Here is a 19,859-nt window from a genome sequence, read left to right on the forward strand (position 1 = left end):
CCAACGTAGGGTGCGCCTTGCGCACTGCTCAGCCATGCGACTCAGTGCGCATGGCGCACCCTACGGGATAGGCTCCTCATGTCACCGATCTCCCCCTGGCGTGCCGACTTCCCCGGCATACTCGCCCTCGAAGCCGAAGGCCAGACCTATCTGGACAGCGCCGCCACTGCACAGAAACCGCAGGCGGTGCTGGACGCCCTGCTCGGCTACCTGGCCAGTGGCGTGGCCAACGTGCACCGTGCCCAGCACCTGCCGGGCGAGCGCGCCACCCGCGCCTTCGAGGCCGCACGCAGCAAAGCCGCGCAGTGGCTGAATGCAGCCAGCACCGAGGAGATCATCTTTACCCGCGGCAGCACCGAATCACTCAACCTGCTGGCCTACGGCCTGGAGCATCTGCTGCAGCCGGGCGAGCAAATCGTCATCAGCGCGCTGGAGCACCACGCCAATCTGCTGCCCTGGCAGCAACTGGCCAAGCGCCGCAATCTCGAGTTGCTGGTATTGCCGCTGGATCACACCGGCAGCATCGATATGCAGCAAGCGGCTCGGCTGATCGGCCCGCGCACCCGCCTGCTGGCGGTTTCGCAGTTGTCCAATGTGCTCGGGCGCTGGCAACCGCTTGCCGAGCTGCTGGCTTTGGCACGTGCGCAAGGCGCATTCAGCGTGGTCGACGGCGCGCAGGGTGCGGTGCATGGTCGCCACGATCTGCAGGCACTGGGCTGTGATTTCTACGTGTGTTCGTCGCACAAACTCTACGGCCCGGATGGCGTCGGCCTGCTGTATGGCCGCCGCGAAGCGTTGGGCAAATTGCAGCACTGGCAATTCGGCGGTGAGATGGTGCTCGATGCCGACTACCAGAGCGCGCGCTATCGCCCTGCTCCATTGGGTTTCGAGGCCGGCACACCAGCGGTTTCAGCGGTCATAGCCCTGGGCGCAGCACTGGACTGGCTGAACGGGTTGGATCACACCGCCGTGGCACGTCATGAAGCGGCCCTGCATGCCGAACTGCTGGCCGGCCTGCAAAGCCGCAACGGCGTGCGCCTGCTCGGCAAGCCGCAACTGGCACTGGCCAGTTTCTGCGTCGACGGCGTACATAACGCCGACCTGGCTCACCTGCTCAGTGAACAGGGCATCGCCGTGCGCGCCGGGCATCACTGCGCCATGCCGCTGATGAAAAGCCTGGGTCTGAGTGGTGCAATTCGCGTCTCGCTCGGCATGTACAACGATGGCGACGATCTGCGGCGGTTTTTCAGCGCCCTGGATAACGCTCTGGACCTGCTGCGATGAAATGCCGCCAACGGCTTTTCGTAGGAGCGGCTGGGCGGCATTCCGTTTCAGCCGCGAATATCGGCACCCGAACCATCGCGGCTGAAGCCGCTCCTACATGCTACGGGAGGCTCTCGCCATGAGCCTGGCAGTCGCCGCTCAGGAAGCACTGGCAGCCTTTGCCGCCTGCCCTGGCTGGGAGCAGCGCGCGCGCCTGCTGATGCAATGGGGCGAACGCTTGGAGCCATTGAGCGAAACCGAACGCGTCGACGAGCACCGCGTGCATGGCTGCGAGAGCCTGGTCTGGCTGATAGCCGAACAACGCGGTGAGCACCTGCACTTTCGCGCCAGCAGCGACGCCCGCCTGCTGCGTGGCTTGCTGGCCGTGCTGCTGGCGCGTGTCGAAGGCTTGCCTCGCGCCGAGCTGGCCAGTGTCGATCTGGTCGACTGGTTCAACCAGTTGGGGCTACAGAGACAACTGTCGCCATCACGCAGCAACGGCCTCAATGCCGTGCTGCAGCGTATGCGCGAGCTGGCTGGGTCCTGACGTAGGGTGGGTTAGGCGCCTGGTGGGTTACGCGGCGCACGACGATGACGGTGTCTGATAGTGTGACGTTTGGCGCCGCTAACCCACCCGAAGATCACGAACGCTCTTCACCATTTCAACAGGGTCACGTCACTAGTCGCTCTTGCCCCGCTCGCGCAACGTCAGACCGCGCAGAAAATTGCGCAGGATCTGGTCGCCGCACTCGCGAAAGTGCTTGTGACCCGGCGCACGGAACAGGGCGCCAAGCTCGGTCTTGGTCATCGGCAGATCAGCCGATTGCAGAATTGCCTGGATATCGTCGTCGCGCAGTTCGAAGGCCACGCGCAGCTTCTTCAGGATCAGGTTGTTACTCAGGCGCTTTTCTACCGGCAGACGCGGCCGGCTGTCGTCCTTGCCACGCTTGTAAAACACCAGGCCTTCGAGCACGTGCGCCAGCAGCACATCACTGCAGGAACGATACCCGGGCTCGTCCTCACGCAGCAGACAGGCCGGGATCAGGCCCGGCTCGACGGGATAATCCGCCAACCGGCATAGCTCTTCCAGCTTGCCATCGCTGACATCCAGCAAATAGCGCAAGCTGCGCAGTACATCGTTATTGAGCATGCAGAAAACTCTTGGAGGAAGGAGGTAGGCAGGTGCGGTTCAGTCCCGCACGGCCTGGGCCGAGGTGCTGGGTTTCCAATCATCGGCGTTACCGGAATTAAGCGCCTGCTGTAGACGCTGCAGGTCACCACGCTGGGCAAAGTCAAGCAGCCTGGCATTGAACACGCGCAACAGCTTGACGCTCTCAAGATCGTCCTTGCGAAACAGCAAGCGCAGCGGCTCGGTATTCAACTGCCGTGGATGATGCACGATTTTACCGCCATCTTCCGGAAACAAACGATTCAACATGGCATAGCCGACAGCGCGGTCCTGTGGATGCAGGTCGATGCGACCCAACTCCAGAAGACGAAAGCTGGTGTCCTCCTTGCCATTCTGCTCGACGCTCAGGCGGCCAGCCTGCAACGCCTCGTCGAACGCCGGGCCGTAGGAGTAACCCAGCGTCGTGCCGATGTGATACTTCAGCAAGTCCTCGACCGTGGTCCAGTCGAACGCCTGATCGCGACGATGGAACAGAACGATCTCCCCGCGTACCAGCGGGTCACTACAAATGCCGTAATTGAGCCGACTGGGGCTGCAGCTATAGGGCATGATCGCGTGCAACTGCCCCTGCTGCAGCATCAGTACGTTGCGGTCCCAGGGATGAAAGATGAATTCGACCTGGTAGCCCTCTTCAGCGAACACCGCACTGATCAGTCGCGCCAGAGCGCCACCATCACTGCGCTCCTGGTCGACATAAGGCGCCCAGTCACCGGTGCCGATACGCAGCTTCTGCGGCTCGGCCTGAACGGGCCCAAGGGCTACCAGCAAAACAGGTAGCGTCAGGGAGGCGAGCATCCGTGCCCAGCGTCTTCTCAGCGAGACGCAAAAAAACAGGTACGACACAAATCACCTCTGATACGGATCATGTTCGACGTCTCCCTGTCGACTACTGCAACCTCTCCCTTCGCCCAGCATAGTCAAACGCACCGCGCACGGGCGTTTTCTCAGGTTTTCGATTGGCGCTCTGCCGGACGACGGGCGCCAGCCACCAGTTTGTCTACCAGTTTGGCCGCAGCGGCCATGCCGAAGCTGGCGGTGACCATCATCACCGCGCCGAAACCGCCCGCGCAGTCGAGTTTCACCCCTTCACCGACGAAGCCCTTGGCCTGACAGACCGTGCCGTCCGGCTTGGGATAGCGCAGCTGCTCGGTGGAGAACACGCAAGGGACGCTGTAGGTGCGGCCCGGCGTACGCGAGAAGCCATAATCGCGGCGCAACAGGCTACGCACCTTGGCCGCCAGCGGGTCGTTGAAGGTCTTGTTCAGGTCGGTGACCTGAATCTGCGTCGGGTCGACCTGCCCACCCGCGCCACCGGTGGTGACGATCTGGATCTTGCGCCGTTTGCACCAGGCGATCAGCGCCGCCTTGGCCGGTACGCTGTCGATGCAGTCGATCACCCCGTCGAGCTGCTCGGTGATGTACTCGGCCATGGTCTCGCGGGTAACGAAATCCGCCACCGCGTGCACCACGCAGGCCGGATTGATGGCGCGGATACGGGCCGCCATCTCGTCGACCTTGGCCTTGCCCACCGCGCCTTCGATGGCGTGCACCTGGCGATTGGTGTTGGTGATGCAGACATCGTCCAGGTCGAACAGGGAAATCTCGCCGACGCCCGAACGCGCCAGCGCCTCGGCCGCCCATGAGCCCACGCCGCCGATGCCGACCACCGCCACATGCGCCGCTGCCAGTCGTTGATAGCCCTCCTGGCCGTAAAGCCGGGCTATGCCGCCGAATCGCTGATCGTCAGTACCCATCACACCCCCTGCAGGAAGGCGCACATTATAGAGATAGCACCCTGCCCACCCAAGCCTGCAGCACAGGTCAGCCGTCGGCCCGTCGTATCAAGCTGCATTTACCGCGAATGCGCCGTGCGGCCCTCCCTCATCCGGCGCTTCGCGCCACCTTCTCCCAGAGGGAGAAGGGCATCAAGGATGGCGTCGCTGCGCGACTTTCACGGTAATATGGCCGGCCTTCACGCTAGCCGCCGTACCGGAGCCGCAATGACCGCCACCCTCACCCCGACCCTGGAACTCGCCTTCGACCTGATCCGTCGCCCGTCCGTGACCCCGGTCGACGAAGGTTGCCAGGAGCTGATGATGCGCCGTCTGGCAGCCTGCGGCTTCGAGGTGGAGCGCATGCGCATCGAAGAGGTGGAGAACTTCTGGGCCAAACGCGGTGGCGACGGCCCGGTGCTGTGCTTCGCCGGCCACACCGATGTGGTGCCCACCGGCCCGCTGGACGCCTGGCAGTACCAGCCGTTCGACGTGCGCGTCGATGAAGACGGCATGCTCTGCGGCCGTGGCGCAGCGGACATGAAAGGCAGCCTGGCGAGCATGATCATCGCGGTGGAGCGCTTCGTCGCCGACTACCCGAACCACAAGGGCGCCATCACCTTCCTCATCACCAGCGATGAAGAAGGTCCGGCGCAGCATGGCACCAAGGCGGTGGTCGAGCGCCTGCGCGAGCGTAACGAGCGCCTGGACTGGTGCATCGTCGGCGAGCCGTCGAGCACCACCCTGCTCGGTGACGTGGTGAAGAACGGTCGTCGTGGCTCCCTCGGTTGCACCCTGACCGTCTATGGCAAGCAAGGCCACGTGGCCTACCCGCACCTGGCGAAGAACCCCATTCACCTGGCCGCCCCGGCGCTGGCCGAACTGGCCGCCGAGCACTGGGATCACGGCAACGACTACTTCCCGCCGACCAGCTTCCAGGTGTCCAATCTCAATTCCGGCACCGGTGCGACCAACGTTATTCCCGGTGAGCTGAAGGCGGTGTTCAACTTCCGTTTCTCCACCGAATCCACCGTCGAAGACCTGCAGCAACGCGTCACTACCATCCTCGACAAGCACGGCCTGGACTATCACCTGGAATGGGCGCTGTCCGGCCTGCCCTTCCTCACCCAGCCGGGCGAATTGCTCGACGCGGTGGCCGCCAGCATCAAGAACGTCACCGGGCGCGAAACCACCCCGTCGACCAGCGGCGGCACCTCGGACGGGCGCTTCATCGCCACCCTGGGCACTCAGGTGGTCGAACTCGGCCCGGTCAACGCCACCATCCACCAGATCAACGAGCGTGTGCTGGCCAGCGATCTGGACCTGCTCACCGAAGTCTATTACCAGACGATGGTGAAATTGCTGGCATGAGCTTGATCTGCCCCATCTGCCAAGCGCCGCTGATGCCCAGCGGCAACGGCCTGGCCTGCGAAAACCGGCACAGCTTCGACCGCGCGCGCCAGGGGTACTTCAACCTGCTGCCGGTACAACACAAGAACAGCCGCGACCCCGGCGACAACGCCGCCATGGTCGAGGCGCGCCGACGCTTTCTCGACGGTGGCCACTACGCACCGCTGGCCGCGCGCCTGGCCGCGTTGGCTGCCGAGTACAAGCCGGCGCGCTGGCTGGATATCGGTTGTGGCGAGGGTTACTACACCGAACAGATCGCCCGTGGCCTGTCCCATGCCGACGGTTATGCCCTGGATATCTCCCGCGAGGCGGTGAAACGCGCGTGCAAACGTGCTCCGCAGTTGAGCTGGCTGGTGGCGAGCATGGCGCGCGTGCCCTTGGCCGATGCCAGTTGCGACCTGCTGGCCAGCGTCTTCAGCCCGCTGGACTGGGCCGAGGCCAAACGCCTGCTCGCACCCGGCGGCGGCTTGCTGCGCATGGGCCCGACCCGCGTGCACCTGATGGAGTTGCGGCAGAAGCTGTACGACGAAGTACGCGACTACGACGACGAGAAGCACCTGGCGCTGATCCCGCCCGGCATGCACCTGGCGCATAGCGAGACCCTGCAGTTTCCGCTGCAGCTGACCGACGCTCAGGCCCGCGCCGACCTGCTGGCCATGACCCCACACGGCTGGCGCGCCAGCGCCGAACGTCGCGAAGCGGTGATCGCCGAACCCTTCGAAGTTACCGTCGCCATCCGCTACGATTGGATCGTCAAAACCCAGAGCCCACGCTCTCAGGACTGAAAGCCATGCGCCAACCCGATATCGAGATCTACCTGAAAGACGCCGAACGCGACGCCGTGGCGCAGTGGCTGGGCGAAGCTCTCGGCCCGTGCAGCGACTGGCAGCAGAAGGGCCAGACCTTCAAATGCAAGGCTGGCGAGGTGCCGGTGACCTGGCTGCCGAAAGCCGTAGGCAAATGGCACAGCCTGTATCTGGAAAGCGACGCCACGCCCTGGGACGACGACCTCGCCTGTGCCCGCGCCGCCCATGCCGCGCTCGGCGTGCAGGTGCGCTGTGCACCGGGTACCTGGGTAGAAGATGAAAGCGATGAGGAAGCCGATCGCTGGATCAAGGTCGATGCCGATGGCGAAACCGAGATCGTCTGGCGTACGGAATAAAAGCGGCCGCTTGGCGGCTATCTGATGACCCTCTCCCGCTCGCGGGAGAGGGTAAGTTGCCGACACGGGCGTTTGAATCGACAGCCCGTAGCCCGGATTCGATCCGGAGAAAGACCTACAACCCACTGAAAAAGAAACGACCGAACACGATTAGTACCCATGCGGCGTGCCGCGTTCGCAGAGGTTGGAGCCAGCAGGCAGTTTCGCGGTGTTCTCGGCCCTCTCCCCCAGCCCCTCTCCCATGAATGGGAGAGGGGAGCTACCCGCGAAAGCCGCCCTACGAAGTACAGCGTGCAGAAACAACAAGGCCCGTCATCGACGGGCCTTGTTGTATGTCGAGCTGGAGCTCAGACCGCGGAGACGTCTTCCGCCTGCAGGCCTTTCTGGCCCTGGGTCACACCGAACTCGACCTTCTGGCCTTCGACCAGGGTGCGGTGGCCGTCGCCACGAATGGCGCGGTAGTGAACGAATACGTCCGGGCCGCTTTCGCGCTGAATAAACCCGTAACCCTTGGAATCATTGAACCATTTGACGGTTCCCGTCTCACGATCTGCCATTACCAACTTCTCCAAACTCGCTATGTTTTTATTGTCCCGAAGGCGCTTTGACGGCTCGGTAAAAACGTTCTTCTCAGCGTTCGCCACCCCCGGCAATCGAGCATGGAGCAGGTCAAGCGATTCGCGTTCTTGCTGCAGCCGAAGGCCGAGTATAAAGCATGGATTGTGACTGAAAAGCACTTTTTCAAAACCGCCACGAACCCAGAAGATATGCGGGTTACAGCTTGTTTTATGGGCTTTTGACTAACAGATCGCGCAACTTCTTCGCCAGCCGCTGCACCTGATCAGGCTCCAGTCGATATGCCCAGTCACTGCGCGCACTCACCTCTGCGGCGTTGAAACCTTCACGCTCGCCAAGCACCAACCAATACTGCTCGCCCTGCTTGTACAACGCTCCTTCGAGCTTCTCCTCGGCAAAACCGTTGAGGTTGAACTGCAGCATCGGCGCCTGCTTGAAACCTATCTGCGCCAATGGCGCGGCATCGGCGAACTGCAGGTTGGAGAAGACCAGTGCGACACCATTGGCCGCACCCTCGAAGCTAAGTTTCTGCTCCTTGCGCAGCTCTGCGACAGCGAAGTTGTACTGCTGGGCATCGGCACGCGTCAGCGTGAGATTCTCACCATCGGCGTAGCGCAGCACCAAACTGGCGATGCGGGTGAACGGGATATCGGTGATACGCCGATCCAGCCAGTCCAGCTCACGCGTCGGCACCTGCAACTGCTGATCGATCAGCCAGACCTGATTCTCGCCGGCACGACGCACCAGTTGCCCGCTGCCTTGCTGAGAGGGATTACCCAGGCGCAGCCCCAGGTCGGGATGGCCATCGAAGTACAGCTTCAGACGCAGCGCCTGCTCATCGGCCCCGCCCTCCTCGGCCAGTCCCAAACGAGCATGCCACTGCGGGTTGGCAGTCTTGGCCTCCTGCGTGCGCGCCTCACGCAATGCCCGCAGCAGTTCGGCCAGCGCTTGCGGTGCCGCCGGGTAGTCAGCCTTGGCCGGCACCACCCACTGTTCGCCGCGTCGCTCGATACGCACAGGCGGCTGCCCCGGCTGCTCGATCTCCAAGGCCTGCAACGTACTCAGATAGCCCTGCTCGGCTGCCAGCCAGGCCGCCGACTCGACTTGCGCCGTGCTCTGCTGCTGGCTGCGCTGCACGGCCAGGTAACCCAGCACACAAAGCAGCACGATGATGATCAATGCGATCAGACCTTTACGTCCCATGATCTTTTCACCCTTGGATAGGAGGAAGCCACGTAGGGTGCGCCGTGCGCACCGATGCTTCCCGGCTGAACACACGGCGCACCCTACGGGCCTCTAGAAAATCAGATATTGGCGGAGGCACTTCAGCGGCGACTGTCGCGGCTGAAGCCCCTCCCACAACTGAACATCACGCGCGACGGCGGCGGCGCCACAACCACAGCGCCAACACGCCAAGGGTCAGCAGCGCCGGCACCAAAGCGATGTTGATGATCTTCAGCGTGCGCCCCAGCGCCTCGATATCGGCATTGAGCTGGTAGCGCACCTCGCGCAGCTCCTTGCGAATCTCCAGCTTCTGCTGGATAAAGCGCTGCAACGCGCCCTGCTGCTCCGGCGTCAGCTCCAGGTTTGGATCATCGCTTTGCTGCAGCGCCGCCAGTTGCTGCTCGGTCTCGGCCAGCCGTGCCTGCAGTGCCTGCTCCTTGTCACGGAAGCGCTGTTCAGCGGCGCGCTGCAATTCCTCGACCACCACGAATGGGCGGCTGAAGCGACCACGCGAACGCACGCTGATCAGCGCCTCGGAGCCGGTCAGGTTGTCCAGCGCGTTGATGGTGAAGCTGCCGTTATCCGCCCAGGGCTGCGGCATGCGCTGGCCAAAGAAGTCCTGCACCTGCACCCACATGCGATCACTGAGGATGTCGGTATCGGCCACGGCGATGACGTTGATGTTGTCGGCCTGCTTGAGACCATCCTTGCGCCCCTCGATGCCATCGGGGAAGGCGCTCTGCGCCGGCCCATCGATACGCGCGGCGATGGTGTAGCGCTCGCCGGTCGGCTCCAGCTCGCGGATCAGCTCCTCGGGGTTGCTGAGCATGGCGAAGCGCTGGGCATCGAACGGCATGGCGTACTCGGAGCTCTGCATCAGCGGAGTGAAGCGCGTCTTCGCACCTTCCAGCGGTTCGAGAATGCCGGCGGTGGCGACGGTGACGCTCTCCAGCCCGGCCGTGGCGATATCGGTCTGATCCAGCGCCTTGCGCGGCAGGCTCAGCCAGGCAGCGTGACGCACCGGACGCTGGCCCTGACCAAGGTTGACCGACATGGCGTAGGAACCGTCACCGAGCACCTTGTCCGGCACCAGACGCAGGCCCCAGGCCTTGAACAGCGACTCGATGTTCGACGCCCTGTCCACCGCCACCTCGCCCGGCATATCGCCGCTGTCAGCCTCGGCATAGGGGTCGACGAATACCATCAGCTTGCCGCCGCGCAGGACGAACTGGTCGATGGCGTACAGGGTCTGCTCGGGCAGGTTCTTCGGATGCACCAGCCACAGCACCGAGACGTTCTCGGGAATCTGGTCGACGTCACTCTTGAGCTGCTCGATCTGGAACAACTGGCGCACCTGCTCCAGCACCATCCACGGCGGCGTCGGCTGCCGCGCCATCATGTCGAAGCCGCCGGTCATCGGCAGCCCGGAGAGCACGCCCACCACTGGCAGCTCCGGCTTGGCCAGGGTCTGCACCAGGCGGCTCAGTTCGTACTCCAGATGCTCCTCCTGATCCAGGGCGAAGAACGGGATCACCTGGGTGTCGTCCAGGCCGTTGGTGCCGGCCAGGCCGAAGTAGATCGAGTCGCCGCCCTGCTGCAGCGGAATGCCCTGCAGACCGTATTGCGCGGCCTTGTCCTCGTCTTCGGAAAACGGCTCGGGGTCGATGATGTGCAGGCGTATCTTGCCGCCGGCCTGGGCCTGGTAGGCCTTGAGCATCTCCTCCACGCGCTGGGCGTAGGTGCGCAGCGCCGGCAGGTTCTTGGCCACCTTGTCCGAGTAGAAGAAGTACAGGTTGATCGGCTCGTCCAGCTCGCCAAGGATCTGCTTGGTGCCGTCGGAGATGGTGTAGAGCTTCTGCTCGGTCAGGTCCAGGCGCGCGCCGCCCAGACCAAGGCCGGCCAGCAGGTTGAAGGCGAGAAAGGCCACCGCGATCAGCAGCAGCCCGGCGCCGGAATAGATCAGCTTTTTCATGGGCGCATTCCTTCAGTCAGCTTTCTTCAGATCGATGACCACGGCGGTGGCGGTTAGCCAGGCAGCGATCAGCGAGAGGAAATACAGCAGGTCGCGCAGATCGATCACGCCCTTGCTGATGGCGTCGAAACGCACCAGGAAGCTCAGCGAGGCGATGGCGTCCACCAGCCACTGCGGTGCCCAGGCGAAGGCATCAAGGACCATGGGAAAGCCGCTGACGATGAACAAAAAGCAGGCGCTGACCGCGAGGATGAAGGCGATCACCTGATTCTTGCTCAGCGCCGACATGCACGAGCCGATGGCCAGATACGCCCCAGCCAGCAGCCAGCTGCCGATGTAGCCAGTGACGATGGCGCCGTTGTCCGGCTCGCCCAGGTAGTTGACCGTGATGATCATCGGGAAGGTCAGCAGCAACGCGATGCCGGCGAACACCCAGGCCGCCAGGAACTTGCCGGTAACCGCCTCGAAGCGGGTGATCGGCAGGGTCATGAGCAACTCGATGGAGCCGGACTTGCGCTCCTCTGCCCACAGGCGCATGGCGATGGCCGGCACCAGGAACAGATAGAGCCAGGGGTGGAAATTGAAGAAGGCCGACAGGTTGGCCTGGCCGCCCTCGAAGAAGCCGCCCAGGTAGAAGGTGAACACCCCGGACAGTACCAGGAAGATGACGATGAACACATAAGCCAGCGGCGTGGCGAAGTAGCTCGCCAGCTCGCGTTTGAAGATCACCGGCAACTGGGTCATGGCTGCTCTCCCCGGGTCAGCGTGCGGAACACTTCATCCAGGCGGCCGCGTTCCACGTTGAGTTCCTTGACCTTCCAGCCGCGTTCGGCAATCAGCGCATTGACCTGCGGGAAGATCACCTCGCCCGGCTGCGCCAGCACGCTCAGGCTGTGCTCGCGGGCGTTTTCCTCGACACCGGCGACGCCCGGCAGCGCCGCTAAGGCAGCCTGATCCAGCGCTTGATCAGCCACCAGCGTCACCGCCTGGTGGTAGCGCGAACGGCTCTCCAACTCCAGCGGCGTGCCATCGGCCAGCAGACGGCCCTGGGCGATCACCACGGCGCGGGTGCACAGCGCCGTAACCTCTTCGAGGATGTGGGTAGAAATGATCACGATCTTGTCGCAGGCCAGGCCCTGGATGAGCTGGCGCACCTGATGTTTCTGGTTGGGGTCGAGGCCGTCGGTGGGCTCGTCGAGGATCAGCACGCGCGGGTCATGCAGAATCGCCTGGGCCAGGCCAACGCGGCGCTTGAAGCCCTTGGACAGCGTCTCGATGCTCTGCTCCAGCACCTTTTCCAGCTCCACCTGCTCCACAGCGCGCTGCACGCGAAGCGTCTTCTCGGCGCCGCGAAAACCGCGCACCTCGGCGATAAATTCAAGAAAGCCACGCACCGTCATGTCGCCATAGCACGGCGCGCCTTCCGGCAGATAACCGATCTGCCGCTGGGCCTTGAGAGTCTGGGTCTGGATATCGCACCCGAGGATGCTCGCCGTGCCGGAGGTCGGCGCGAGAAAGCCGGTGAGCATTTTCATGGTGGTGGATTTGCCAGCCCCGTTGGGGCCTAGAAAGCCCAGCACTTCCCCTGGCTGGACCTGGAACGACAAGTCATCGACTGCCGTGTGCTGCGCAAAACGCTTGGTCAGGTTTCTTATATCGATCATGGCCTCTCACCGTCGCGAAGGGCACTGCGCTCAGCGAAACCATCGCTAAAGCGCAGGCCGCAAGAACGCCGGACGCGAAAAGCACACGCCCGGACGAGGGCAAGACCGTAGCAAAACTAAAAAGTTCAGTCAGCAGGTTGCAACAAGCAGTAAAAGGAATATAGCGTTCAGCAAACGGACAGCTTTATGCCAAAGCTGAACGCCCCACGGCGAAGTGCCGTATTGCCTACGGGTAACTCAGCTCATGGCTTGGGCGTTCATACTCCTAGCGCGCGGATCATAAAGCGTGTTCTGGCTGTTTTTTGAGCAGCCGCAACGAATGAGACAAAAGAGGAAGTCAAGCGAATACGTCCAAGGATCAGGAGCTGGCTGGTAATGCCATGATTTCAAAAAGAATTTTCCAGGGTGGTTATGACGATGGTGCGGAGTTAGATGGAAGGCTCTACTATCGGATTAGTACCGCTTTCCATCTAATCACTGTTATAGGAATCGCTCTATCTCTATGTACAACGCAATAAAAAAATATGCACCAATACTTTTCCTAAGCACAGCCACCGTGTCGGGTTTAAATTATTTTGAGTATCAAGCCATCATTCAAATCTCTCAAGCACAAACTGGCACCATCCCAACAAATCTGACTTCAGAAATTATTATCACAATTGCATTTCATCTTATTGCCCTATCAGTGTTGCCATTAGCCCTGTCTGCAAAAAATAGAACGCTTACCGCTTACGTGGCTCTGATCATCCTGGGCGGAATTTATATAACCTATATGACTGGAATAAATGCGGCGGGACCAGCAATAACCATTATCGCTTTTTGCTATTTGGCCTTTTACGGCTACTCAAAGGCCAAAAGTATTTACAGCTACTACCGAACCAAATAGAAAACGTGTTGTTTTCCTATAACAACTGGTTCAAACCGTTCGCTGCGCTCACTGGGACGGGCTAAAGCCCGCCCCTTAACCAAACGTTATGCAGCACAGAAGGAATTACGTCGTATATGGAATCGCTGCTAAGCATTTACATTGAGTTTGTTGCCAAGATTTTACGCAGACTCCACGTAACCGTAGGTATCTCAGGCATATCGGTTGGGTTTCAAGAAGAAGCACAGCAAAGCTTAGATCAGCGCGTCGCAAAACTTGATGCGGCGAGGGCTAATTTGGTTGATGGCATCCAAGCAATTGACCAACTCATGGCCGAAGCCCAGAAGAACAAAACAGAAATTGCCGAAGCGGCCCAACAAATCTCGCGCCTAAAAGCCGACAAGCAGACTCTCGCCGAAGAGCTCAGCGCTATAAAGTCTGTGGTTACTGCGGATGTTGACGCATTTCGAAAAATTGCGGGTGTTCCAACAGTGGGTGATATACGGCGCGAACGTCTTATAGGCTTCGCGAGTGGAATCACCGCATCACTAATAGCATCAGCTCTAATCTATGGCACAACTAAATTTTTCCAGAGTTTTGGGGCATGAGTGTAAGCCGCATAACAACTGGTTCAAATCGCTCGCTTCGCTCACTGGGACGGGCTAAAGCCCGCCCCTAACCAAACGTTATATGCAGAAATCTACCGTCATAGAAAACTTAAATGACTGATCGTCATCAGGAACATCAATGAACATAGAAGAAACACTTAGCGAAGTGAAGGAAATCAATTACACAACCTGGGAATCAGAGACAATAGTCATTATCTCCACTGCTTTCGCAGTAGCATCTTCAATCTTAACCGGCGTTATATTCCGCATCTGGCCACCGACACTCAACCCCCTCTTTTCCCCAGAAAATTTGGCACTTGCACTCTACACATTAGCTAGTGCCGGGTTAATTATATATATCGGCCTGCAATCCAGAAGAAGAGCATTATTAAACAAATTGCCATCCATAGATATAATAAAGCTCTGCAATCTTGTTAAGCTGTGCAGCATGCATGGCCAACAGGGTTACTCTGGAAACTGGCATACCACATCCACCGCATTTAACCAGCGCGCAATGGAGTCGCTATTTTCGCAGGGAATTTCACAAATTATCCCCGCGCACGATTATTTCTCTTACATGCTCTCAGAACGACTTATAGTCATTGAATCAATTACAGACAAAGGCTCAGACAAAAACCTAAACATTTTGTCAATTGCCATTTCAAAAAAAGCGCTAAAGCGCATAGAAATCTATGAAAAATCAAAGAATTGGTGAATGGGTTACACGCACCGATGTGTCTGCATATAACAATCGGTTCAAATCGCCCGCTGCGCTCACTGGGACGGGCTAAAGCCCGCCCCTTAACCAAACGTTAGAACTCATAAATATGAATCCGTCAGTACCGACATGGCAGTTATTTGAAGATCTCGCTCGCCGCATCTTGGAGGCGAACAACTTTAGCGTCACGAAAAACAACATCAGGGGGGATAGGGGGTTTGACCTACTGGCTGACTTTGGAAATGAGCGCTGGGCAATTGAGATTAAGTACTACCGCACGGCGCGCGCTCAGCCTTCCCTCATTGATGCTGCTGCTGTCCGCGTGGCGAGTAATGGGGTAGCCGCACGGGTTCAAAAAGGGATGCTAATAGTTTCTTGCATTCTTCCAGCAGAGCTAAGAGAGTCACTTGAGCAAAAATTCAGTATCACCTTTGTAGATCAGGTTGATCTGAGAGTCTGGTGCAATTCACATCCCGAACTTGCGGAGGAATTGGATGCGTTGTTAGAGGCTAGCCCAAGCGAGCCTCAGGCGACACGGCTAACACGTGATGATCCAATGCGAAGCAGTAAACCCCTTGGGGGCGTACCATCTCAAGTTCGCGACACGAGAGGAACTGAACTATGTCAGGAACTCAAAAGCATTAAAAAGGGAAAGGTGTCCTGGGCACAGTACGAAAAGGTATGCGAAAAAATTCTCAAGTACCTCTTCCCGAACGATCTTCATGGCTGGCATTCTCAAAAGCGAACCGATGACGGACTAAATCGCTACGACTATGTATGTCGAGTGAGGCCGACTACCGAGTTCTGGAAATTTGTCATCGACCACCTCGATAGTCGTTATGTGCTTTTCGAGTTCAAGAACTATTCTGGAAGAATAAAACAAGGGCAAATCCTCACCACTGAGAAGTACCTTTTGGAACGCGGTCTCCGGCGCATGGCAATTATCATGACCAGAGTCGGTGCAGAGCCTCATGCGGTTGCAATGACACAGGGAGCCATGCGCGAACAGGGCAAGCTGATGCTTATCGTAAACGACGAGAAGGTATGCGAGATGCTTCACATGAAGGAGCGCGGCGAAGACCCCACAGACTGCCTTTTTGAAATTGCCGATAACTTCTTGCTGACACTGCCCAGATGAGTTCTAACTACTCATTCCAGCGGATCGTCAAAATGCTGCGCATTTTGCCGTTCGCTGAATTCAAACGTTAGCTGCCCTCCGAATTAAACCATGCGCAAGGATGAGAGATGCCGCCTAGGACAAATGAATTTCAGAAGCTGGTGAAAATAATAAATAAGCATTTGGCACCAGCTGATGCAAAAATAACGGAATCAGCAATGATCTTTGATCGTGAGGCCGGTATAAATCGTGAAGTAGACATTCTAATTGAAACAAATGTCTTAAATTGCAATATAAAAATAGGTGTAGAGTGCACCACTACATCTAGAAAGCTAGATATAAAAAAAATTGAAGAATTAAAAGAAAAGCATAGAAGACTCGGAATTAATCAGAGCGTAGTAGTGGCAAAAAACGGATTTTCACAGACAGCAAGAAACTATGCAGAGATTAACAGCATTAAACTTCTTTCATTTAGCGCAGCTAAAAGAAAGGATTGGCTGCCTTTATTTGAGCACTTAAGGAGCCCTTACGTTTACGGCAGGACATACTTCATTAAATCAGCATCATTGAAGTACAGGCCAGAGACAACAGACGAAGGGTTTGACATGGATACAGAAACCACTGTGCTATTCCAAGGTAAAGAGCTAGCAGTTTTGGATTTCTGCAATCAACTATTTAGTGAAAGCCAAATAAGTAGAATTGCACACAAAGAGCTCAAAGAGAACGAGGAGAACGGCCAAGATCCTTGGGTTAGCGTTGGATTTTCTCTCGAAGAAAAATATGAATTCAAAAATAAAAACGGAAAAAAATCGCATCCTATAGAAATAGAAATGACATATGGCTACATTTCTAATTACCAAAAACTAGGCACAGAACAATTAGCATATGATGATCAATATGTTTTAGTTGGGAACACATCTTGCACTGATGAGAACAAACTTGCGCAGGCAGTATTTAGCGTAAAGAATGGAGCATTAAATGGGACTATTGAGTTTAACTCCTCGCTAATCCCCAAACCTCCAGCTTCGGGCAGCTAACAATGCGTATACGGACTCTCCCCACAAGCAGTGAGTAATAGCTTTTCGAACCTGCCGTCAGCGCGGTTGCACTCGTATATCCGGCCTGTTCTAGGCGCTATCGCCCTGGCCATTCTGTAGTTCGCACAGCGGGGGCCAAGCGTTCAAGCGATCACGTGGATCAGCATTGTTATCGGCCTTGTTCCGCTGCAGGACTCGCCTGTTCCGACAGTGCAGCTGTTCACCACAACCGCCAGAAAACCACCACGCCTTCCTTATCCACCGCCGTCAGGCGGTTTTTTGGTTGGTGGAGATTTACACCTCTCCGGCATCCGCATAGGACAGCTCCGGCTACCGACAGGGTTGCCCAGGAGCCTCGAATTCCCACTCTGACTGCGCCCGACGTCTTCGCTTTGACGCTATGCTCTCCCCGCTCATACCAACAAGGACGTAAACATCGATGGACTTCATTGCACGCAATTTCAAATGGCTGATGCTGCTATCCGGCGTTCTCACGGCGACCATGTTCTACGGCCTGTTCGCCCCGCAGGAAGCGCTGCAGTCGATGTTCGGCGTATCCTTCGATGGGCAGTTGCAATCCTTGGTCGTTCGCAGTTGGTCGGCGCTGGTCGGGTTGATGGGCCTGCTGCTGATCTATGGTGCGCTGAGCCCGAAGCATCGGGTTCTCTGTGCCGTCATTGCCGCGCTGAGCAAGGCCATCTTCGTGTCGCTGTTGCTTATCCATGGCCAGGACTACTTGAACAAGGCCGCGCCCGCCATCGCCCTGGATCTGCTGGTGATCGCCTTTACCCTGCTGTTCCTGCTGGCCGTGCAAAAGCGGCGCAGCGCTTGAGGCGAACCTCATGGGAATGATCAGGCATATCCTCTGGCTGGACTGCATGGCCGCTGCGAGCGCGGGCGTTGTGGTCCTGTTGCTGGCCCCCTGGTTGAGCGGCTGGTATGCCCTGCCCGGCGAGCTGCTGAGCTTCATCGGCGCGGTCAATATCGCCTACGCCTGCTTTTCCTTTTCGCTGGCGATTCGTGTGCGACGCGCCGAAGCGCTGATCAAGCTGCTGGCAGTGGCCAACGGATTCTGGGCGCTGGCATGCCTTGGCATCGCGGCGACCTTTGCCCCGGTGATGACGCTACCGGGGCTTTGCCATGTGCTCGGCGAGGCTGCGTTCGTGGGAGGCCTGGGCATGCTGGAGTGGAAATGGCGCAGGCAGCTGCTGGTGGCTGGCGAACAGGGCGTTTCGACTCAGCCTGTCGCGGACCAGTAGCCGTCACAGGTATTCAGGCGAAGATCCGGCGATGGCTGCTCAGGCCATCATCAGCCCTATCCGTCAGCGCGGTGAAATCGGTTCTTGCCCGCGTGCTTGGCCGCGTACATGGCCTGATCCGCACGTTTCAGCAGGTCCTGGCCGCCTTCACCGTGCAGCGGAAACAGAGCGGCGCCCACGCTCGCCGATATCCGCACCATGCTGCCGTCCAGATCGAACGGCTTGGCCAGCACATCCAGCACCTTGAGCGCCACCGTCTCGCAATCCTGACTGCCGTGCAGATTGCCTAGAACGATGCCGAACTCATCACCGCCGAAGCGTGCGACCGTGTCCGTGCTGCGCACACATCCTTCCAGCCGCCTGGCGGCCATCTGCAGTAGGCTGTCGCCAGCCGTATGACCGTGGCGGTCGTTGATTTCCTTGAATCCATCCAGGTCGATATAGAGCACGGCGCACAGCTGCTGCTGGTCGCGCACGGACTCCAGCGCCTGGTCGAGCCGCTGGTGGAACCTGACGCGGTTGGCCAGCCCGGTGAGGGCGTCATGCTCGGCGTCATGACAAAGGCGGGCTTCCAGGTGCTTGCGCTCGGTGATGTCCTGCGTGACCAGCACCAGGAACTCCGGGAGACCCTGGCGATTGCGGACGACGCTCGAGGCCTCGCATACCCAGATCAGCGAGCCATCCTCACGCCGATAGGTTTTCTCGATTTCCGGGGAAAGCGCACGAGCCTCGCTGACCAGTTGCTCGCTCAGGAAGCTGCGGGCGGCGGCAGCTACTTCAGCGTCGCTCAGGTCGAAAATGTTGGCGCCTTGCAGCGCCTCGGTCGGGCGCCCCAGCATGCGCGCGAACTTCTCGTTGACCCGCAGTATCCGCCCCTCGGGGCTGATGTGGGCGATACCCATGGCCGCCTGGTGAAAGGTGGCGCGAAACAGTGCTTCGCTGCCTTGCAGGGCATCGGTGGCTGCGCGTTGGCGAACCAGCATCAGCGCCAGCAGGCCAACGAACAGCATGACCACCAGGGTGACGCCGACCGCGGCCATCAGGTAGGTGGAGCGCCGCTGCAAGGTCGTGGCCATTTCCTCGTCGTAGGCGGTGGCCACGGTGATCATCAGGGGATAACCGCTCATGGTGCGGTAGCTGACGATACGGGCGACGCCATCGAACGCCTCGCCACTGTCGTGGAAATCATCGGCGCCTTGCAGCTTTTGCCGCTGGAACCAGGCCAGCGACTCGGCACCCAGGCCAAATTCGCTGCGTGCGCCGATCTTGCGCGCCCGTATCACGCCGTCCAGGCCGGCGAGCTCCAAAAGCCCTTGCGGGCCCAGATCGACCTGCTGGAAGAAACGCGTGACGTCCTCTGGACGCACGGCCATCACCACGACGCCGGCGAAGCTGCCGTCATCGCGCTCGATACGCAGCGACATGGGGATCAGCCAACGCCCGGAGACTCGCCCGAGTACCGGCTGATTGATGAACAGCTGATCGATACGGGCATCGCGCTGCGCCGTGAAGAACTCGCGGTCGGCGTAGTTGACCGGGCCGGTGTTCTGGCTACTGCTGACGATATCGCCCTGCTCGTCCACCACGCTGACGATGGTGAACATCTCCTCGCGGATCACGCCCTCCTCGACCCAGCGGCGCAGGTCGATGCCCTTGCCCTGTCGGCGGTACTGCTCGCGCACGAAAGCCGCCACCTGCTCGGCCGCCTTCAGCGCGCGGAACACCTGCTGCTCGAAAGCGATGGCCAGGCTGGAGTTGGCTTCCATTTCCGCAGCCAGCGCCTGCTCACGTTCGAAGGCGATGCGTTGCAGGGTGATCAGCCAGACAACGGCAACGAATACGCTCGCCAGAACGATCAGCAGGTTCAAGGGTGTTGCGATTCGAGGGCGTCGAGCGACGGCGTCATGCGCGTCGATCGGCGTGCTGGGCGGGGTCATCGCCTTGTTCTCCAAGCCTTTCACGGGCGGGCTGTTTTCTAGATGTTGGGCCTGGGTCTGTTGCCCTTTGGTTCAGCGTCGCGGGG

21 protein-coding genes are annotated in these 19,859 nt (G+C 59.3%); 12 read left to right on the top strand and 9 right to left on the bottom strand.

Annotated features, from left to right (window positions below):
- Positions 1–78 precede the first annotated feature (78 nt).
- Both BM186_RS21275 and BM186_RS21280 read left to right on the top strand, forming a co-directional pair.
- Positions 79–1,284 carry an aminotransferase class V-fold PLP-dependent enzyme gene (locus tag BM186_RS21275; RefSeq protein ID WP_074918175.1) on the top strand — a complete coding sequence of 402 codons (1,206 nt, stop codon included), beginning with the start codon at positions 79–81 and terminating at the stop codon, positions 1,282–1,284.
- Between the two features lie 118 nt (positions 1,285–1,402).
- Positions 1,403–1,810, top strand: a complete 408-nt coding sequence (locus tag BM186_RS21280; RefSeq protein ID WP_074918177.1) for a SufE family protein — start codon at positions 1,403–1,405, stop codon at positions 1,808–1,810.
- Between the two features lie 132 nt (positions 1,811–1,942).
- Here the strand turns inward: BM186_RS21280 and BM186_RS21285 are convergent, their stop codons facing one another.
- The 3 genes from BM186_RS21285 to tcdA all read right to left on the bottom strand — a co-directional run bounded on the left by BM186_RS21285 (position 1,943) and on the right by tcdA (position 4,206).
- On the bottom strand, positions 1,943–2,413 hold the full coding sequence (locus BM186_RS21285) for a YehS family protein (protein WP_072425462.1): 471 nt from the start codon (positions 2,411–2,413) through the stop codon (positions 1,943–1,945).
- A gap of 39 nt (positions 2,414–2,452) precedes the next feature.
- Positions 2,453–3,247 carry a substrate-binding periplasmic protein gene (locus BM186_RS21290; protein ID WP_074918179.1) on the bottom strand — a complete coding sequence of 265 codons (795 nt, stop codon included), beginning with the start codon at positions 3,245–3,247 and terminating at the stop codon, positions 2,453–2,455.
- A gap of 149 nt (positions 3,248–3,396) precedes the next feature.
- Positions 3,397–4,206: a tRNA cyclic N6-threonylcarbamoyladenosine(37) synthase TcdA gene (gene tcdA / locus BM186_RS21295; RefSeq protein ID WP_017674801.1), complete on the bottom strand. Its 810-nt coding sequence runs from the start codon at positions 4,204–4,206 to the stop codon at positions 3,397–3,399.
- Positions 4,207–4,452: 246 nt separating this feature from the next.
- On the opposite strand from tcdA, the gene dapE reads away from it, so the two are divergent.
- The 3 genes from dapE to BM186_RS21310 are packed head-to-tail and all read left to right on the top strand — an operon-like array spanning position 4,453 to position 6,796.
- Entirely contained in the window at positions 4,453–5,595 is a 1,143-nt protein-coding gene (gene dapE / locus BM186_RS21300) for a succinyl-diaminopimelate desuccinylase (protein ID WP_074918180.1), read from the top strand.
- Entirely contained in the window at positions 5,592–6,419 is an 828-nt protein-coding gene (locus tag BM186_RS21305) for a putative RNA methyltransferase (RefSeq protein WP_074918182.1), read from the top strand. The genes dapE and BM186_RS21305 overlap by 4 nt, the downstream gene beginning before the upstream one ends.
- A gap of 5 nt (positions 6,420–6,424) precedes the next feature.
- Positions 6,425–6,796, top strand: coding sequence for a hypothetical protein (locus BM186_RS21310; RefSeq protein WP_074918183.1), 372 nt, complete (start codon positions 6,425–6,427; stop codon positions 6,794–6,796).
- Positions 6,797–7,143: 347 nt separating this feature from the next.
- On the opposite strand, the gene BM186_RS21315 is transcribed toward BM186_RS21310, so the two are convergent.
- The 5 genes from BM186_RS21315 to BM186_RS21335 form a co-directional block, all read right to left on the bottom strand.
- Positions 7,144–7,353 (bottom strand): cold-shock protein, encoded by a 210-nt coding sequence (locus tag BM186_RS21315; RefSeq protein WP_004423973.1) that lies wholly within the window; start codon positions 7,351–7,353, stop codon positions 7,144–7,146.
- 229 nt (positions 7,354–7,582) lie between these two features.
- Positions 7,583–8,575, bottom strand: a complete 993-nt coding sequence (locus BM186_RS21320) for a DUF4340 domain-containing protein (RefSeq protein ID WP_074918185.1) — start codon at positions 8,573–8,575, stop codon at positions 7,583–7,585.
- A gap of 166 nt (positions 8,576–8,741) precedes the next feature.
- The gene (locus BM186_RS21325) at positions 8,742–10,568 is read right to left on the bottom strand and encodes a GldG family protein (protein WP_074918187.1); all 1,827 of its coding nucleotides are present in this window, start codon (positions 10,566–10,568) and stop codon (positions 8,742–8,744) included.
- Positions 10,569–10,580: 12 nt separating this feature from the next.
- Positions 10,581–11,312, bottom strand: a complete 732-nt coding sequence (locus tag BM186_RS21330) for an ABC transporter permease subunit (protein ID WP_003244158.1) — start codon at positions 11,310–11,312, stop codon at positions 10,581–10,583.
- Entirely contained in the window at positions 11,309–12,232 is a 924-nt protein-coding gene (locus tag BM186_RS21335; protein ID WP_074918190.1) for an ABC transporter ATP-binding protein, read from the bottom strand. The genes BM186_RS21330 and BM186_RS21335 overlap by 4 nt, the downstream gene beginning before the upstream one ends.
- Positions 12,233–12,734: 502 nt before the next feature.
- Between BM186_RS21335 and BM186_RS26435 the strand changes: the two genes are divergently transcribed.
- The 7 genes from BM186_RS26435 (at position 12,735) to BM186_RS21355 (ending at position 17,836) form a co-directional block, all read left to right on the top strand.
- On the top strand, positions 12,735–13,118 hold the full coding sequence (locus BM186_RS26435) for a hypothetical protein (RefSeq protein WP_139228026.1): 384 nt from the start codon (positions 12,735–12,737) through the stop codon (positions 13,116–13,118).
- Positions 13,119–13,234: 116 nt separating this feature from the next.
- The gene (locus BM186_RS21340; protein WP_074918191.1) at positions 13,235–13,705 is read left to right on the top strand and encodes a hypothetical protein; all 471 of its coding nucleotides are present in this window, start codon (positions 13,235–13,237) and stop codon (positions 13,703–13,705) included.
- Between the two features lie 139 nt (positions 13,706–13,844).
- Positions 13,845–14,420 carry a hypothetical protein gene (locus BM186_RS26440; RefSeq protein WP_139228027.1) on the top strand — a complete coding sequence of 192 codons (576 nt, stop codon included), beginning with the start codon at positions 13,845–13,847 and terminating at the stop codon, positions 14,418–14,420.
- Positions 14,421–14,532: 112 nt separating this feature from the next.
- Positions 14,533–15,561, top strand: coding sequence for a restriction endonuclease (locus tag BM186_RS21345; RefSeq protein WP_074918193.1), 1,029 nt, complete (start codon positions 14,533–14,535; stop codon positions 15,559–15,561).
- 107 nt (positions 15,562–15,668) lie between these two features.
- Positions 15,669–16,577 (top strand): restriction endonuclease, encoded by a 909-nt coding sequence (locus BM186_RS26445; RefSeq protein WP_139228028.1) that lies wholly within the window; start codon positions 15,669–15,671, stop codon positions 16,575–16,577.
- Between the two features lie 439 nt (positions 16,578–17,016).
- On the top strand, positions 17,017–17,409 hold the full coding sequence (locus tag BM186_RS21350) for a hypothetical protein (RefSeq protein ID WP_074918194.1): 393 nt from the start codon (positions 17,017–17,019) through the stop codon (positions 17,407–17,409).
- 10 nt (positions 17,410–17,419) lie between these two features.
- Positions 17,420–17,836: a hypothetical protein gene (locus BM186_RS21355; RefSeq protein WP_074918196.1), complete on the top strand. Its 417-nt coding sequence runs from the start codon at positions 17,420–17,422 to the stop codon at positions 17,834–17,836.
- Positions 17,837–17,892: 56 nt separating this feature from the next.
- Here the strand turns inward: BM186_RS21355 and BM186_RS21360 are convergent, their stop codons facing one another.
- Positions 17,893–19,773: a bifunctional diguanylate cyclase/phosphodiesterase gene (locus BM186_RS21360; RefSeq protein WP_074918198.1), complete on the bottom strand. Its 1,881-nt coding sequence runs from the start codon at positions 19,771–19,773 to the stop codon at positions 17,893–17,895.
- Positions 19,774–19,859 lie beyond the last annotated feature (86 nt).

This window comes from Ectopseudomonas toyotomiensis (assembly GCF_900115695.1).
Taxonomy (GTDB): domain Bacteria; phylum Pseudomonadota; class Gammaproteobacteria; order Pseudomonadales; family Pseudomonadaceae; genus Aquipseudomonas; species Aquipseudomonas toyotomiensis.

Excerpts from the sequence above, each read along its gene's own strand:
- BM186_RS26445 (WP_139228028.1), top strand. The coding sequence starts at position 15,669 with ATGCCGCCTAGGACAAATGAATTTCAGAAGCTGGTGAAAATAATAAAT.
- BM186_RS26435 (WP_139228026.1), top strand. The coding sequence starts at position 12,735 with ATGTACAACGCAATAAAAAAATATGCACCAATACTTTTCCTAAGCACA.
- BM186_RS21325 (WP_074918187.1), bottom strand. The coding sequence starts at position 10,568 with ATGAAAAAGCTGATCTATTCCGGCGCCGGGCTGCTGCTGATCGCGGTG.
- BM186_RS21350 (WP_074918194.1), top strand. The coding sequence starts at position 17,017 with ATGGACTTCATTGCACGCAATTTCAAATGGCTGATGCTGCTATCCGGC.
- BM186_RS21290 (WP_074918179.1), bottom strand. The coding sequence starts at position 3,247 with ATGCTCGCCTCCCTGACGCTACCTGTTTTGCTGGTAGCCCTTGGGCCC.
- BM186_RS21280 (WP_074918177.1), top strand. The coding sequence starts at position 1,403 with ATGAGCCTGGCAGTCGCCGCTCAGGAAGCACTGGCAGCCTTTGCCGCC.
- BM186_RS21360 (WP_074918198.1), bottom strand. The coding sequence starts at position 19,773 with ATGACCCCGCCCAGCACGCCGATCGACGCGCATGACGCCGTCGCTCGA.
- BM186_RS21345 (WP_074918193.1), top strand. The coding sequence starts at position 14,533 with ATGAATCCGTCAGTACCGACATGGCAGTTATTTGAAGATCTCGCTCGC.
- BM186_RS21285 (WP_072425462.1), bottom strand. The coding sequence starts at position 2,413 with ATGCTCAATAACGATGTACTGCGCAGCTTGCGCTATTTGCTGGATGTC.
- BM186_RS21275 (WP_074918175.1), top strand. The coding sequence starts at position 79 with ATGTCACCGATCTCCCCCTGGCGTGCCGACTTCCCCGGCATACTCGCC.
- BM186_RS21320 (WP_074918185.1), bottom strand. The coding sequence starts at position 8,575 with ATGGGACGTAAAGGTCTGATCGCATTGATCATCATCGTGCTGCTTTGT.
- BM186_RS21330 (WP_003244158.1), bottom strand. The coding sequence starts at position 11,312 with ATGACCCAGTTGCCGGTGATCTTCAAACGCGAGCTGGCGAGCTACTTC.
- BM186_RS26440 (WP_139228027.1), top strand. The coding sequence starts at position 13,845 with ATGAACATAGAAGAAACACTTAGCGAAGTGAAGGAAATCAATTACACA.
- BM186_RS21335 (WP_074918190.1), bottom strand. The coding sequence starts at position 12,232 with ATGATCGATATAAGAAACCTGACCAAGCGTTTTGCGCAGCACACGGCA.
- BM186_RS21305 (WP_074918182.1), top strand. The coding sequence starts at position 5,592 with ATGAGCTTGATCTGCCCCATCTGCCAAGCGCCGCTGATGCCCAGCGGC.
- BM186_RS21310 (WP_074918183.1), top strand. The coding sequence starts at position 6,425 with ATGCGCCAACCCGATATCGAGATCTACCTGAAAGACGCCGAACGCGAC.
- dapE (WP_074918180.1), top strand. The coding sequence starts at position 4,453 with ATGACCGCCACCCTCACCCCGACCCTGGAACTCGCCTTCGACCTGATC.
- BM186_RS21315 (WP_004423973.1), bottom strand. The coding sequence starts at position 7,353 with ATGGCAGATCGTGAGACGGGAACCGTCAAATGGTTCAATGATTCCAAG.
- BM186_RS21355 (WP_074918196.1), top strand. The coding sequence starts at position 17,420 with ATGGGAATGATCAGGCATATCCTCTGGCTGGACTGCATGGCCGCTGCG.
- tcdA (WP_017674801.1), bottom strand. The coding sequence starts at position 4,206 with ATGGGTACTGACGATCAGCGATTCGGCGGCATAGCCCGGCTTTACGGC.
- BM186_RS21340 (WP_074918191.1), top strand. The coding sequence starts at position 13,235 with ATGGAATCGCTGCTAAGCATTTACATTGAGTTTGTTGCCAAGATTTTA.